Raw genomic sequence first — 14,445 nt, forward strand, 5'->3', positions numbered from 1 at the left:
TTTTCTGATTTATTTTTTCTTCTGAAAACTACATACCGTAAAATTCTGTGTTTTGCCCGAGGGGGTGGTGTGATCTAAACTTCTTCCACTCAAAACACTAAATTCTTCTTCGAATATTTTTTGCATTTCTCCTACAGAGTATCTTTGCACCGGAAGTCCGCTACAGGTAGGCGGACCTTTATCCGAAAATGTACTCAGGACCACGTAGCCTCCCGGTTTTATAGATTCAAACAAAGTTTTTAAGTAATTCTCCCGTTGTTCTTCGTTTGTAAGAAAATGGAAGGCGGCCCTGTCATGCCACAGGTCATATTTTTTATCAGGTTTGAAATTGGCTGCATCGGCCACGATCCAGGTGACCTGATCGGCTTTTTCACACATTCGCTCCTTTGCCCGTTCAATGGCATTTTTGGAGATATCTACCACCGTAACATCGGTATAATCCTTGGATACCAGGAACTCTGCTAAAAAACTGTCCCCTCCTCCAATATCTATAATGGCAGCATCCTTTTCCAGATTACAATCTTTAATGAGATTTAAAGAGATCTCGGGCATGGGCTCATACCAACTAACTTCTGTTGGCGCTTTTTCAGAATAAACCTTATCCCAGTGTTGCTGATTCTCGTTCATGTTGTTAATCTTTATTTTCAAAAAGCCACCATGGCTGCTGTTCATATTCCGCAGTAAAATTAACCGGTTCTCCAATTCGTGGAGAGACATAATCTACTCCGGCTTTTTCGGCTGCTGCCACGAATCTTTGGATAGGTTCATTCCACGGGTGATATGAAAGTACAAATTTCCCCCAATGCACGGGAATGACCTTTTTTGCCTGTAAATCTGCAGCTGCCTGCCCAGTTTGCTCCGGGAACATGTGGATTTGAGGCCAATATTTTCCAAACTGTCCGCACTCAAGTAAAGCGAGGTCAAAAGGACCGAATTCATCTCCTATTTTTTTAAAACTGTTATCATAACCAGAATCTCCTCCCAAAAATAACCTGAACCGGGGCAGTTCCAGGACAAAGGAAGACCAGAGTGTTTGTCCTCTTTTAAATGCCCTGCCAGAAAAATGTCTGGATGGGGTGGCGGTGATCTTCACTTCTGAAGTGATTCTTACCTCTTCCCACCAGTCGAGTTCTGTGATTTTTTCTGAAGCTACATTCCACTTCTCAAGGTGTGCACCCACGCCCAAAGAGGTGACAATTTTTGCCACTTTTGGATGTAATGTTCTTATGCTGTCATAATCCAGGTGGTCGTAATGGTCATGTGTTAGCACCAGCAGGTCAATTGCAGGAATATCTTCGGCATTATAATGATCTGCGCCCTTGAAAGCCTTTCCAAAGAAACGAAAAGGAGAGGCATTTCCACTAAAAACGGGATCCACAAGTATCCTGAAGCCTCCCACTTGTAAAAAATATGAAGAGTGCCCAAACCATACAAGCAATGGCTCCGTGGAAGGAAGATTATTCAAGTCGACTTTTTGATTTGGTATCTCTACTGAAGGTCTTACTGATGAGGGTCGAAAAATCATCTTTTTAAGTATCCTGAACATGGAAACATCATTTGGATTAACCGAAGTTTTCTCCACATTTTGAAAGCTTCCGTCCCTGTAATTTGGTGAATTCTTAATTCGGTGCAAACGTTCCCCTGCAGGGTATTTTCCAAAAGTAGTGACCATGAGTTTTAAATTCTACCTCTAAATTTAGGAAAAAATCTTCCCGTATTTCTTTTGTAGACGGGATATTCAGGAAAAGCTTCTTCCAGCCTTTCCTCTTCGTATTTACTTTTAAGGTAAAAAAGAAGAAAAAGCAGGAGACTCATGGTCAACTTATAACCTGAACCAAGCCAGAAACCAAGACCAAAAGCCATAAAAAGAATTCCGGAATAAATGGGATGACGTGCAAAAGCAAAAACCCCTCCCGTAATAAGACTGGCTCCTTTTTTAGGACTTGGAAAAGGGGATAAATTGGTGTTGAGCTGAAGGAAAGCAATTGAAACAAGTAAGAACCCCAATCCCGCGGTTATGAGGGCAAGTCCATGGAGGTTATTTGATAATTCGAAGTGCCACGCCTCCACAGGAATCATCCAGGCTAAGAAAAACAGGAATTGAAGTGCTACAAAAATCTTGTCCTTCTTTGGAACAGCCATTTTATTATCTTTTTCAGGAATTTCTTTACTGCAACCCCGGATTTTGTCAAAAGATCTCTTTCCAAATAATGTAAACTCCCATAAGGAGGACAAACCAACCAAAACCTTTCTTCAGCTTTTTTCCGTCAATAAAGCGGTTAAGCCATATTCCCAGAAAGATACCTGCCACCGAGATCGCTGTAAATATAAGGAGAAAGACCCAGTCAATTTCCAGATTCTGGACATCCCCAATAAAACCAATTAGGGATTTCACGGCAATGATCACCAGGGAAGTCGCCACGGCTCGCTTCATTGGCAGTTTCGCCATTAGCACCAACGCCGGAATGATAAGGAACCCTCCACCGGCTCCCACTATTCCTGTTAGAACCCCTACTATAGCGCCTTCTAAAGTAATAAGTAAATAATTGAACCTCACCTTTCGTGGCTTAGCATCCTTTTCTGAAGGTTCAAGGATCATGGATACCGAAGCCAGTATCATGATAAATGCAAAAAACAACATGATCCCAATATTTTTGGTAACAGTGAAATCGGCAATTGTAAAAATATTCTCGGGGATCGCCGGCACCAGGAATTTCCTGGTAAGATAGACAGCTATAAATGCCGGAATGGAAAAAACAATGGCGGTACGTATGTCCACCTGTTTTTTCTGAAAGTTCTTTATCGAGCCGAAAAGAGATGTGGTTCCTACTACGAAAAGAGAATAGGCTGTTGCGGTTACAGGATTAATAGAGAGCAGGTATACCAGTACAGGCACGGTTAAAATAGAACCTCCACCGCCTATGAGTCCCAGGACTACCCCAATTAGTAAAGCTCCCAGGTAACCAATAATTTGTATTATCTCCATTCTTTAAAAGTTCTGTGCAAAAGTACCTTTTTTGAGCTGCAGGCTATGTAACAAAGATCACATACTAAAGATCATGCACCATGATACTATTACGCTGTAACCCGATTTTACCTTCTATCTCCAGCTTTTTTAAGAGTCTCGAAACCACTACACGAGAGGTATGAAGGTCGTAAGCGATCTCCTGGTGAGTTACCTGTATTTGTTCATTTTTGTTGATCTTGGCTTTATCCTGCAGGTACCGCATAAGGCGCTCATCCATATTATAAAATGCAATAGTATCAATTGTATCAAGCATCTCGGTAAGCCTGGAGTGATAACTTTCAAAAACAAAGTTCCTCCAGCTTTTGAACCTGGAGGTCCACTCCTCCATTTTGTCAATAGGGATCATTACCAGGTGTGTATCCTTTTCTGCAACCGCCCTTATCTCACTTTTTGTGTGACCCAGGCAACAGGCAAGTGTCATGGCACAGGTATCACCACGTTCCAGGAAGTACAGCAGTAATTCATCCCCATCTTTGTCTTCACGCAGGATCTTAATTGCTCCTTCCAGTAGCAAGGGCATGCTTTTTACATAATCTCCAATATCGATGATGGTTTCCCCCGCCTTTACTTCTCTTAAAGTCCCAAACTTTGTAATTTCTATCAGTAATTCTTCTTCAAATATAAAATGATAGGCATCTCTGAGTTCTTTTTCAAGCATGGATAAAGGTTTTGTTCGGTAAATTTAGGTTATTTCTAAAGAATTTTGAAGTTTGATTGACGCTTCTCTTTAACTGGATTTCAAATGTGGTAAATCCGGGGTCTGACGGTTTAAAAAATCGCTTTTTTCATACCTTTTAATTTCTGCGGAAGATTTCTCACAGGCATTCCCGTCTTTTGCCAAAATCCTTATCTTTAACCCCTATATAAATCAACAGTATATTGCGACTTTTTAAGACCATTTCTCGTGCTTTTTTCTTCGGAAGCATTTTCCTTCTAAGCTCCTGTCAGGAAAACGAAAAAATTACCGAAACCGATCTTCTCTTCTCTTCCATTCAGGGCGACCAGGCCAAATGGTGGAGATATCACAAGACCAATATCGACCTGGCTTCAGATTTTGTGCCCCTGGGAGAAGAAGGAGATACCATCTCCAAAAAGGCTTTTTTGGAGGCTATATTGACGGGCGAATTCATTGTCCTTGAAAAGAAAAACAAGAAAGAGAGCGAACTATATCAACTTTTCAGGATGCAGGAAGATGCAGATGATGATATAAGCTATACTATAATGGCCGACACCTATCCTGCGTATAAGCATTTTATCATGGAAGGAAAGGACTTTCCAGAGTTTGAATTTACGGACCTGGAAGGAAAAAAATTTTCAAAAAAATTAGCCGAAGGCAAAACCTTAGTCGTAAAAACGTGGTTCCTAAGATGTAAGCCATGTATTGAAGAAATGCCCATGCTCAATCAATTAGTAAGTGAATATGAAGACCGGGAAGACGTGGTTTTTCTTAGTCTTTCCCTTGACCCAAAAGAGGAGCTTGAAACATTTCTTTCAAAAAGAGAATTTAACTATCCGGTGATCCCAAACCAGAAAGCTTTTATTGAAGACACCCTTGGTTTTTCTGTATATCCAACACATATAATAGTAGAACCTACGGGAAAGATCAGGAAAGTTGTGAATACGGCACCCGAAATGATCGCCGCTCTGGAAAGAAACCAGGAATAGTATCGATAGGAAAATCTACCGGCTTATCCAATGATCTTTTTTGCCAGTTGACTCTCAAATTAGATGAAAAATTATCCCCTCCAAAAAGCTTTTTAGAGGGGATATTTTTTTTTAGTTATTACTTAGTCCGGTCCTTATTTCCAGTACCGCGTGTTCCATTTTGCTCAAGCCTTGTTCAAAAGCATCTTTTTTCTTTATAAGCTCCTTTTCCAACAAATCCCTGTAATGTGAAACCCCTTCCAATAGATTATTGCAGAAACCGGTCCAGCCTTTTATATCCCTTGGCCCGGGATTAAAAGTATTACGCACCTCCTCTTTTAGGTAATCCACATAAAGCTGCAGCTCCTTAATGAACATATGTGGGCGATCCTCATTTTGAGAGAATTCCTTTCGTCCATAAATATGATCTGTCATTTCCTGCAAACTGGCTACCTTATTGAAGTTTACAATATTTGGCCCGGGGCAGATGGTCACCGCATCGAGTTTTTCCACGATTGGCACCTTGTAATTAAGTCCGGCGGAGTTACTTAACCCAATGCACAAACATTCTTTGCTTAGCAGGTCATCTACCTGCAGTTGATATTCGTTTTCCGGTAGTCCTGCATTTTCAAGTTGCTCCAGTTTTAATTTCTGATATTTTCTTGAAGCAGTACAAATAGGTTCTTTAGTGAACTCGGTATTTGAGACAAGATATTTTTCGGTACATGGACTTCCCGGTTTTCCTTTGTCAATTCTTTGCTGTCTTTCCTTATCGGCAGTGGTTCCTTTAAGATAATTGAATCTCACTCCCAGAGGTGAAGCTTTGCTCAGCACCACATCGTTCTCTTTACTTTTTGCGAGCAATTCAAGAGTGTTATCATCTACAGTTGTAGCTTCGGGACAAAGCAGGAATGGAGTTCCCCAACCGGCGCCGTCAACATTATAATATCCGTAAAGCAATTTTTGCTCTGCGGCAGTCCCAATTCCACCCTGTACAGTAATATTCACGGGATGTGGCTCTTCAAAACCTTTTTCTCCTTTTGCTTTTATCGCAGGATTATAAAGGCTGAACAGCTCGTTTCTTAACTCATCTTTTTTATTTCTGAATTCTGCCAGGATCGGTCCCAGTAAATATCCCTGGGTGGCAAAGGCATGTCCGCCGCAGTTCAATCCAGATTCAATTCTGAATTCACTTACCCAAATACCTTTTTTGGCCAGGTATTTCCCCTGTATCAATGCCGAACGGTAGTCGCTAACTTTGATGATCACTTTCTTCTTAAAAACTCCCCAGGCCTGGGCATCAAATGCCCTGAAATTCTCGAGGTAGTTAAATAACCTCGGATTCATTCCCGCAGAAAATATCACAGCAGAATTCTCAAGATTACTTTCAGCGTAAGCTTTCAACGCTCCCAGGGCATCAGATCCTTCAGGAAGGATTTCCCCCGATTTATCTTTGTTGTTCTTATCGACCTTGGTCATGATGTTCACTTCAATTCCGCCGGGACGAATATGCTTCCGAAGAAAAGTTTCCAATTCTGCCTTAGCTTCTCCATGCGCCTGCTGGAATTGATGATATTTTTCTTTGAGTCCGCTCTCCTCGGGCAACATTTCGAAGTACTTCACGATCTCAGACCCTTTTTCAAATGCCGAGTCCTTGAGTTTATCGAACTTAGTCTGCACGTTGCGGTTCACCAAATTAAGATAGTCGGTAATGCGTCGCACGCGATAATTCTCCTCGTGTTTTTCAATAGGAACGTAAGTTTCCTTATTTTCCTGGTAGTAATGCTTCCTCATCATTTCAATGAGATTGTCTTCAATAATAGACAGTGCCGAAGTGATCCCGTAGGAAGCAACTTTAATTGGCGTGTCTATTGTGAAGGCAATTCCCATTACCGGGATGTGAAACCGGTGCGGGGTTAGATCATATGTCATAAATAAAGGTTTTTAAAGGCAAAACCTCAAAGATGAAGAACCTCCCGCAGCTTAAATATGATTTAGATCAGGTTTGAGGTAGATATGAGATATGAGATATGAGATGTTAGATTTGAGTATTGAGTATTGAGTATTGAGAAATACGGATTTTAGTGCAGGGTCAAATCAAACAACCCTCAACCTGCAATTTTGAACCTTAAACTTTGAACTTTAAACCCTTAGAGGGCAGTGGGTAGGAAGTTAGAGTTACGAAGTAAGATTTACGTTAAATCAAATAACCTTAAACCTTAAACTTTGAACTTTAAACCTTTAATAGAGCACTCTGAATCTTATTGTTCCGTCAATTCCCTTCATCTCCTGGATAACTTCTTCATTGTAAGCTTTATCAATATCTGTGATCACGTAACCAATGGTCTCATTTGTCTTAAGATATTGCCCAACGATATTACAATCATGATCTGAAAGCACGTTATTGATATGGGCGATAATACCCGGCCTGTTGTGGTGAACATGGATAAGGCGATGCGCATTCTCGAGTATAGGCAGTTGCAGGTTTGGAAAGTTGACGCTGTTTGTGGTGCTTCCGGTATTGATGTATTCAATGATCTTCCCCGGAACAAAATTTCCGATATTTACTTGTGCCTCTTCTGTACTCCCACCAATATGCGGAGTTAAAATGACATTTTTGACACCTCTTAATTCAGATTCGAACTGCTCTTCATTGGTCTTTGGCTCCTTTGGGAACACATCTACTCCTGCACCACGTATCTTTCCGCTTTCAAGATATTTTCTCAGCGCTTTTAGATCCACCACATGTCCCCGGCTAAGGTTGATGAATACCGAACCTTCTTTCATGAGTTGCAGTTCATTCTCGCCAATAAGATTTTCATTCTCCTTGCGCCCGTCCACATGAAGGGTCACAATATCTGATACCTTGAGCAGTTCCTCCAAACTTTTGCACTTGGTCGCATTTCCAAGAGCCAGCTTCTCCATAAGATCGTAATAGTACACGTCAAACCCAATAGCCTCGGCCACTACAGATAATTGGGAGCCAATATTCCCATAACCCACAATCCCAAGTTTTTTTCCGCGGACTTCCCTGCTTCCGTTTGCCGACTTATTCCAGTTACCTTCATGCATTTCTGCAAGCCTGTCTGGCAAGCCGCGCATAAGAAAGATGATCTCTCCAATAGCGAGTTCCACTACAGATCTCGTATTGCTGAAAGGGGCATTAAAGACTGCGATCCCCTTTTTAAGACATTCCTCCAGGTCAATTTGATTCGTACCAATGCAAAATGCTCCTACTGCAATGAGCCTGTTGGCATTCTCCAGCACCTTTTTCGTGACCTGGGTTTTAGAACGTATTCCCAGCACAGAAACATCTTTTATTTTCTCTGCCAGCTCATCCTCATCTAAAGCACCCGAAATTGTCGTGACGTTATAGCCCTCATTTTTCATGATCTTCACGGCATCTTCATGCACATTTTCCAGGAGCAAAACTTTAATACGGTTCTTGGGATAGGAAATTGCTTTATTCATCTTGTGCAGATATAAGAATTCATCAAGGCTGGGAGTGATATGATCGGCTTTTTCGAGGACGTTGCCACGTTCCACATTTTCGGTAAATGCGTAAAATTTATTGGCAAGACCGGCAGCCTTTATCTCATAATCTGTATACCCATCCCCTATCACATACACATCTCCCTGCAGGTCCAGTCTTTTCAACATTTCCACCTTGCCGTTGTTGGAAGAAAGAACATTTTCTGTGTCGAAATTATTCAGTTTACCATTTTCATCGGTGAGGAAGGTATTGGCAAAAACATTTTCTTCTCTAATCCCAAACTCCCTTACAATGGGTACAATGAACTCTTTAAAACCGTTGGAGATAATATAAATATTCTCGTGGTTTTCTTCAAAAAATTCCCTGTTTCGTATAAAACTTGTGGATACCTTACTTTTTAACCTGTCAACCAGTTTTGGCAAATGTTGTTCTTCAGCATTGAGCAGGGCCAGGCGCTGTTCCAGGGATTCCCTGAAAGAAAGTTCTCCGGCCATTCCGCTATTAGTAAGATCAGACAATCTTTGAAGCCGTTCATTTCTTTCCTCATGATTTTCCAAAGAAATCTCTCCTAAAATATCAAGAGCTTCGACCTGTGTGAAGGTACTGTCAAAATCGATCACAAAATGCCTGTTGTTGTTCATGCTGAAGTTGTTGAAATGAACCCAAAACTAAGCTTTTTCGGGCACAAGCCGAAGGTTTCCTCAGCAAGTCCATAAGATTTTACATATCCTGAAATAATCCCTTTAAAAATTATTTTTTTTTAATTTTTTTCAGAAGAAACTGAAGTTCTTATAACGTTCCACAAGAATAGAACTTGTAAGGAAAGTTTTGCAAGTGTAACGAATTAGTATTGCCGCACACTAACAGGTTTAAAATAACCATCCAACCATGCAAATTAGAACTTTATTTCCTTTGCTATTGCTCCTCATTTCAATAACGGCATGTGTAACAACAACAACTGAAACCTATTCTATTAAACCTAATTATTCAGTAACAGAAGAGACTTTAAAGAACCAGGTCGCCGCTGTTATTCCTGCAGAAACTGTGACTTTCACATCGACACGCACCGAAATATCTGATGGAACGGAATTTAACACAATCCATGTGGAAATCCGGGCCCCAAGATTACCTGACAATGGATTATCCTTCTCCCGAATGGCCGATGAAATACAAAAAGCTATAGAAAACGGAATCAGGGACATTGAAGATTATAAGACAATGACCATTGAAGTTCATCTCACTGAGGATGACAATGAAATAAAATATAATAGGTCTTATAAAAGGGAAATAAGTTTGTAAAAGGAGAAACAGTGCTTCAGCAAGATTTAGGAATATCTTAAGTCATGAGCTTCTTCAGAAAAAACGGATTTTACTTATCTTCGGAAAAATGATAAAAAAGAGCTTCTACGGAAGTTCTTTTTTTGCCAAACTATTCGAGAAAAGATGACAAAATTCAGGGAAGTAACCACTCAGGAACTTATAGAAAGACAAAAAAAAGGAGCACGTATCATTGATGTGCGTCCTGTAGATGCTTACAACGGCTGGAAACTTCGCGATGAGCATCGGGGAGGACATATTAAGGGCGCAAAATCCCTTCCGGCAAAATGGGCCGGCTATATGGACTGGATCGAGATAGTGAGGCACAAGGAAATTGATCCATCCGAAGAGATCATCATCTACGGATACACTCACGAAGAAGCTCTAAAAGTTGCCGAAAGTTTTGAAAAAGCAGAGTACTCTAAAATAGCAGTTTATAACTTCTTTTTAGACGAGTGGGCTCCAGATGAAACTTTGCCGATGAGTTATCTTCCAAAATACCGGCAGCTGGTATCTGCACAGTGGGTAAAGGACCTGATCTCTGGAAAGAATCCGGCAGAATATGATAATGATAAATATGTTGTCGTGCACTCGCACTACCGCAACAGGGACGCCTACTTAAGCGGACATATTCCCGGTGCTATTGACATGGACACAAATGCCCTGGAGTCTCCGAAAACCTGGAACCGCCGCAGTCCCGAAGAATTGAAGAAAGCACTGGAGGAGCACGGGATCACCGCCGATACAACAGTTGTTCTTTATGGAAAATTTATGTTCCCCGATAATGATGATGAATTTCCGGGAAGTGCTGCCGGAGACATTGGAGCCATTAGAAACGCGTTTATCATGATGTACGCCGGGGTCAAGGATGTGAGGGTACTCAACGGCGGGTTCCAGTCCTGGGAAGATGCAGGATTTGAGGTAAGTAAAGATGATGTACCGAAACAACCTGTTCAGGATTTTGGAGCAAAAATCCCAACCCACCCGGAGTTGGCTGTAGATGTGCCCGAGGCAAAAGAGATGATCGCTGCCGGTGATGCCGACCTGGTTTGTGTACGCAGTTACCCCGAATATATTGGCGAAGTGAGCGGTTATAATTATATCGAAGCAAAAGGTCGTATACCCGGGGCTATTTTTGCCGACTGCGGGAGTGATGCCTATCACATGGAAAACTATAGAAATGTAGACCACACCACCAGGGAATTTCATGAGATCATAGAAAACTGGAAACAGAACGACATAACGCCCGATAAGCACCTGGCTTTTTACTGCGGAACAGGATGGCGTGGCAGTGAAGCCTGGTTCAATGCATGGCTGCTGGGTTGGCCAAATGTTTCTGTATATGATGGTGGCTGGTTTGAATGGAGCAATGACCCAACAAACCCTTACGAAACAGGGGTGCCTGAAGAAGAAGTAGGCTTCAAAAGCCCTTAACGCGAGTTTCTAGGTGGAACTTCCATAAAAAATTCTAATTATGAGAACTTTAAAAACTTCTCCCAACGTAAGAAATTTATTTCTTTTTAACCTGTTGCTCACCCTTTTTCTGGTGTCCTGCAATGGAGGCCAAGGCCAGGAATCAGCCAATTCAAAAGAGCAAGGGCAAACCTTGGAATCCACTCCGGAAAAGGTACATCCAAAGGCAGAACCTTTTGCTTTGGATATTGAGAAAAGTACTATGGACAATGATAACTACCGGGAAGTAAGCTGGACCGGAGAGTATATGCAACTTGTTTTTATGTCCCTGGCGCCGGGTGAGCAAATTGATTTAGAGCTCCATAATAATCTTGACCAATTTATCCGGGTTGAACAGGGACAGGCACAGGTGCTTATGGGTGAAAAAAAGGATGAACTCAATGTGGAAAAGAATCTAAAGAACGACTGGGCCGTATTAATTCCGGCAGGCTATTGGCATATTGTAAAAAATACAGGAGACACTCCTTTAAAATTGTATGTTCTTTATGCTCCCCCTTCCCATCCCGAAGGCACGGTTAATAGAACCTACAAAGAAGCTCAGGAATATGCAGAAGAGCATGGTCATTAATAAAAGATGGGCCCGGGATATTCTTTCTTTTCAAACTAAATTATTACACCTCTGGAACGGGGAAGAATAAATAAATACATTATTCTAGATTCCGAATACAAACGTCCTGTTTAATAAATTATTCAAAAACGGCCGGGATTTCATCAACAGTGATGTTCCAAATTATTGGAAGCAGAAAATAGATGATAAGGGTAATGATCAAAATGGAGAAAATATTCATCCAAACTCCTGCGCGCACCATATCTTTTATCTGTAAATGTCCCGACGCAAAAACCACCGCATTTGGCGGAGTTGCGACCGGCAGCATAAAAGCGCAGGATGCCGCGAGAGTAGCCGCTACCAGTAAAAAGTAAGGATGAATATTCATCGCCAGAGCCATAGGTGCAAGAATTGGCAATAGCATGGCAGTTGTTGCTAAATTTGAAGTTACTTCGGTCAGGAAGTTAACCGCTGCGACCAAAACCAGCACCAATAGAATTAGGGGAAGGTTTTCAAGATCGGTCAATTTCTCTCCAATCCATACCGCAAGTCCGGTTTCTCCAAAACCTTTTGCCAGGGCCATCCCGCCTCCAAAGAGAATGATTATCCCCCATGGAATTTTCACCGCATCCTCCCAAATGAGGATACGCCCGTTTTCTTTTCCCGAAGGCAGAAGAAACAAAACTATTCCGGCAGAAATAGCAATGATTGTATCATCAATGAATGGCATGAATGGTTGGAGTAAGAAAGAACGGGTAATCCATCCCAGTGCCGTAAGCACAAAAACCGTCAATACAATTTTTTCCTGTTTACTTATGCTTCCCAGTTCGAGGAGAAAGCGGGAAATTTCCTCCCTTCCACCCGAAAGTTTCATTCCTTTTAAATTGAAAGCAAGGGATGTAAGATATTTCCAGCAAATGGCCAGAAGAAATAAAGAGATAGGTAAGCCCAATTTGATCCATTCAAAGAAAGTGATCTCAATCCCGTAAAGCTTCTGAACTATCCCTGCCAAAACCAGGTTTGGTGGCGTTCCTATAAGCGTAGCTATACCACCAATAGAAGCACTATATGCAATAGCGAGCATTAGCGCCTTTCCAAAAATGACATTTTCATTTCTTTCTGTTTCAGGATTGTCCTTTAACTGGCTGATGATCGCAGCACCAATGGGCAGCATCATTACAGAAGTCGCGGTATTTGAGATCCACATGGATAAAAAAGCCGTGGCAACCATGAATCCAAGAATAATAAATTTAAGGTCTGTACCAATTAGCTTAATAATATTAAGTGCAATTCGCCGGTGTAACTCCCATTTTTCGATAGCAATAGCCAGTAAAAAACCTCCTAAATAAAGAAATACGAATTTATCGCCATATGCCGAAGTTGTCTCTCCTATAGATAAGGCACCGGTTAACGGAAAAAGCACAATGGGAAGTAAGGCTGTGACCGCAATGGGGACAGCTTCGGTTACCCACCATAAAGCCATCCACAGGGTTACACATAGCACATCCCAGGCGGGGGAAGGCATAGATTGAGGATGATCCAGGCTTTGAAGTACCAGGTAAATCAAAGGACCAAGAAAGATCGCTATACGCTTTACAGAAATTTTCATCTAACCTAAGTTAAGAAAAGCTTAAGAATATTCGGGACTTCAATCTTTTATACTAATTTCATAGAGCCTGAGGACTTTAGGCGCCAGAATTCATTTCTTAGAATTAATTACTTACCAACCAAAACCTTTTAAATATGAAAACCAGTATTACAAAAATTTCAGCCTTCCCCTTTCTTCTTCTTGTTTTTTTAATTGTCTCCTGTGAAGATAATGAGCAAATAAATCTTTCAGAAAATCAAGAGGCAAGAGAAGATGTCTATGAACAGATACTTAATGATGAACAGCTTTTTGGCGAGTTCATGAACGAATTGAGAGAAAACAGAAAATCAATGGAATGGATGGACAACAACCGTCCCATGATGAACCGTTTATACGGCAGGGAAAGAATGCATAATATGATGAGAAGAAATCCACAGATGCGGGATTCCATGATGCAGGGAATGATGGCAAGTATGGAAAACGATACTATTATAAGATCTTCTCCTCAAATGCGGGAAAGAATGCTACGGCACATGAGCACCATGATGCAACGGGATACAGCTTTTGCAAGGCAAATGCGACAAATGGTACGACAATCTACTGCCGGTGAGGAAATGTAGAAAAAGTGTATATTTTTATTTTACAGAGGCTGTTTGAAAAGCTGTTAAATCGTTATTCTGACTTCACCTGCCTGTTCAGTTCAGGAGTGATTTTTTAATTTTAACAATTAGATCTTCAGAATTAAAAGATGAAATTTCTAAAGCTTTGGAAGTTTCAGGTTCACGTAAATACAGGATTTCAAACAGCCTCTTATATTTTTTCCTTTCTCAAAAAATGAGCAGTTCCTGACACAGGTCATAAAATAAAGACATTTATGTCTCTAATTTTGTGCTTTAACCTGATAATAAAGCTCATGTTTTCAAAAGCCTGTGAATATGCAATTAGGGCAGCTATTTTTATCGCTTCAGAATCTGAAAGAGGCAGAAGAGCCAGCCTTAAAGATATTGCGCGGGAAATAGATTCTCCGGAAGCCTTTACTGCAAAAACTCTTCAAAAGTTAAGCCGAAGCGGCATTATTGTTTCTACCAAAGGTGCTCACGGCGGCTTCGAAGTAAAGCAGGATATGGCGACCAAAATCAAGATTTCAGAAATTGTTCTCGCTATAGACGGAGATAAGGTTTATACCCGTTGCAGCCTTGGACTTCACGATTGTTCCGAAAACCATCCCTGCCCTTTTCACTCCCGGTTTAAACCGGTAAGAAATGGACTAAAGGAAATTGTAGAAAATACCAGCCTTAGAGATCTCACCAGCGGACTTGTTTCGGGAGATACTTTTTTAAAGATCTAAAACCATC

At 41.2% G+C, this 14,445-nt stretch carries 14 protein-coding genes; 6 read left to right on the forward strand and 8 right to left on the reverse strand.

All coding sequences use genetic code 11. From position 1 onward, the window contains the following. Nucleotides 1-9: 9 nt before the first annotated feature. The 5 genes from LA313_RS15540 to LA313_RS15560 form a co-directional block, all read right to left on the reverse strand. Entirely contained in the window at nucleotides 10-627 is a 618-nt protein-coding gene (locus tag LA313_RS15540) for a class I SAM-dependent methyltransferase (protein ID WP_228916633.1), read from the reverse strand. Between the two features lie 4 nt (nucleotides 628-631). Continuing rightward, nucleotides 632-1,672, reverse strand: coding sequence for an MBL fold metallo-hydrolase (locus LA313_RS15545; RefSeq protein WP_228916635.1), 1,041 nt, complete (start codon nucleotides 1,670-1,672; stop codon nucleotides 632-634). A gap of 5 nt (nucleotides 1,673-1,677) precedes the next feature. Next, complete coding sequence (locus tag LA313_RS15550; protein ID WP_228916637.1) at nucleotides 1,678-2,142, reverse strand: methyltransferase family protein; 465 nt, start codon at nucleotides 2,140-2,142, stop codon at nucleotides 1,678-1,680. Between the two features lie 46 nt (nucleotides 2,143-2,188). Beyond that, nucleotides 2,189-2,986 (reverse strand): sulfite exporter TauE/SafE family protein, encoded by a 798-nt coding sequence (locus tag LA313_RS15555; RefSeq protein WP_228916639.1) that lies wholly within the window; start codon nucleotides 2,984-2,986, stop codon nucleotides 2,189-2,191. 64 nt (nucleotides 2,987-3,050) lie between these two features. After that, nucleotides 3,051-3,686, reverse strand: coding sequence for a Crp/Fnr family transcriptional regulator (locus LA313_RS15560; RefSeq protein ID WP_228916641.1), 636 nt, complete (start codon nucleotides 3,684-3,686; stop codon nucleotides 3,051-3,053). Nucleotides 3,687-3,907: 221 nt separating this feature from the next. Here LA313_RS15560 and LA313_RS15565 point away from each other — a divergent pair, with 221 nt between their 5' ends. Further along, nucleotides 3,908-4,693 carry a TlpA family protein disulfide reductase gene (locus LA313_RS15565; RefSeq protein ID WP_228916644.1) on the forward strand — a complete coding sequence of 262 codons (786 nt, stop codon included), beginning with the start codon at nucleotides 3,908-3,910 and terminating at the stop codon, nucleotides 4,691-4,693. 111 nt (nucleotides 4,694-4,804) lie between these two features. Here the strand turns inward: LA313_RS15565 and LA313_RS15570 are convergent, their stop codons facing one another. Continuing rightward, nucleotides 4,805-6,604, reverse strand: a complete 1,800-nt coding sequence (locus tag LA313_RS15570; RefSeq protein WP_228916646.1) for a nitronate monooxygenase family protein — start codon at nucleotides 6,602-6,604, stop codon at nucleotides 4,805-4,807. A 309-nt stretch (nucleotides 6,605-6,913) separates the two neighbouring features. After that, nucleotides 6,914-8,806, reverse strand: coding sequence for a phosphoglycerate dehydrogenase (gene serA, locus LA313_RS15575; protein WP_228916648.1), 1,893 nt, complete (start codon nucleotides 8,804-8,806; stop codon nucleotides 6,914-6,916). A 247-nt stretch (nucleotides 8,807-9,053) separates the two neighbouring features. Between serA and LA313_RS15580 the strand changes: the two genes are divergently transcribed. From LA313_RS15580 to LA313_RS15590, 3 genes are all read left to right on the forward strand, one after another. Beyond that, the gene (locus LA313_RS15580; protein ID WP_228916650.1) at nucleotides 9,054-9,464 is read left to right on the forward strand and encodes a hypothetical protein; all 411 of its coding nucleotides are present in this window, start codon (nucleotides 9,054-9,056) and stop codon (nucleotides 9,462-9,464) included. Nucleotides 9,465-9,608: 144 nt separating this feature from the next. Further along, nucleotides 9,609-10,916, forward strand: coding sequence for a rhodanese-like domain-containing protein (locus LA313_RS15585; RefSeq protein ID WP_228916651.1), 1,308 nt, complete (start codon nucleotides 9,609-9,611; stop codon nucleotides 10,914-10,916). A 40-nt stretch (nucleotides 10,917-10,956) separates the two neighbouring features. Further along, on the forward strand, nucleotides 10,957-11,523 hold the full coding sequence (locus LA313_RS15590) for a cupin domain-containing protein (protein ID WP_228916653.1): 567 nt from the start codon (nucleotides 10,957-10,959) through the stop codon (nucleotides 11,521-11,523). A 118-nt stretch (nucleotides 11,524-11,641) separates the two neighbouring features. Here the strand turns inward: LA313_RS15590 and LA313_RS15595 are convergent, their stop codons facing one another. Then, the gene (locus LA313_RS15595) at nucleotides 11,642-13,111 is read right to left on the reverse strand and encodes an SLC13 family permease (RefSeq protein ID WP_228916655.1); all 1,470 of its coding nucleotides are present in this window, start codon (nucleotides 13,109-13,111) and stop codon (nucleotides 11,642-11,644) included. Between the two features lie 134 nt (nucleotides 13,112-13,245). Between LA313_RS15595 and LA313_RS15600 the strand changes: the two genes are divergently transcribed. Next, nucleotides 13,246-13,710: a hypothetical protein gene (locus LA313_RS15600; protein ID WP_228916656.1), complete on the forward strand. Its 465-nt coding sequence runs from the start codon at nucleotides 13,246-13,248 to the stop codon at nucleotides 13,708-13,710. Nucleotides 13,711-14,003: 293 nt separating this feature from the next. Further along, nucleotides 14,004-14,438 carry an RrF2 family transcriptional regulator gene (locus LA313_RS15605; RefSeq protein ID WP_228916658.1) on the forward strand — a complete coding sequence of 145 codons (435 nt, stop codon included), beginning with the start codon at nucleotides 14,004-14,006 and terminating at the stop codon, nucleotides 14,436-14,438. The last annotated feature ends 7 nt before the right edge of the window (nucleotides 14,439-14,445 follow it).

This window comes from Salinimicrobium sediminilitoris (assembly GCF_020866905.1).
Classification (GTDB): Bacteria; Bacteroidota; Bacteroidia; order Flavobacteriales; family Flavobacteriaceae; genus Salinimicrobium; species Salinimicrobium sediminilitoris.

Excerpts from the sequence above, each read along its gene's own strand:
- LA313_RS15540 (WP_228916633.1), bottom strand. The coding sequence starts at position 627 with ATGAACGAGAATCAGCAACACTGGGATAAGGTTTATTCTGAAAAAGCG.
- LA313_RS15545 (WP_228916635.1), bottom strand. The coding sequence starts at position 1,672 with ATGGTCACTACTTTTGGAAAATACCCTGCAGGGGAACGTTTGCACCGA.
- LA313_RS15550 (WP_228916637.1), bottom strand. The coding sequence starts at position 2,142 with ATGGCTGTTCCAAAGAAGGACAAGATTTTTGTAGCACTTCAATTCCTG.
- LA313_RS15555 (WP_228916639.1), bottom strand. The coding sequence starts at position 2,986 with ATGGAGATAATACAAATTATTGGTTACCTGGGAGCTTTACTAATTGGG.
- LA313_RS15560 (WP_228916641.1), bottom strand. The coding sequence starts at position 3,686 with ATGCTTGAAAAAGAACTCAGAGATGCCTATCATTTTATATTTGAAGAA.
- LA313_RS15570 (WP_228916646.1), bottom strand. The coding sequence starts at position 6,604 with ATGACATATGATCTAACCCCGCACCGGTTTCACATCCCGGTAATGGGA.
- serA (WP_228916648.1), bottom strand. The coding sequence starts at position 8,806 with ATGAACAACAACAGGCATTTTGTGATCGATTTTGACAGTACCTTCACA.
- LA313_RS15580 (WP_228916650.1), top strand. The coding sequence starts at position 9,054 with ATGCAAATTAGAACTTTATTTCCTTTGCTATTGCTCCTCATTTCAATA.
- LA313_RS15585 (WP_228916651.1), top strand. The coding sequence starts at position 9,609 with ATGACAAAATTCAGGGAAGTAACCACTCAGGAACTTATAGAAAGACAA.
- LA313_RS15590 (WP_228916653.1), top strand. The coding sequence starts at position 10,957 with ATGAGAACTTTAAAAACTTCTCCCAACGTAAGAAATTTATTTCTTTTT.
- LA313_RS15595 (WP_228916655.1), bottom strand. The coding sequence starts at position 13,111 with ATGAAAATTTCTGTAAAGCGTATAGCGATCTTTCTTGGTCCTTTGATT.
- LA313_RS15600 (WP_228916656.1), top strand. The coding sequence starts at position 13,246 with ATGAAAACCAGTATTACAAAAATTTCAGCCTTCCCCTTTCTTCTTCTT.
- LA313_RS15605 (WP_228916658.1), top strand. The coding sequence starts at position 14,004 with ATGTTTTCAAAAGCCTGTGAATATGCAATTAGGGCAGCTATTTTTATC.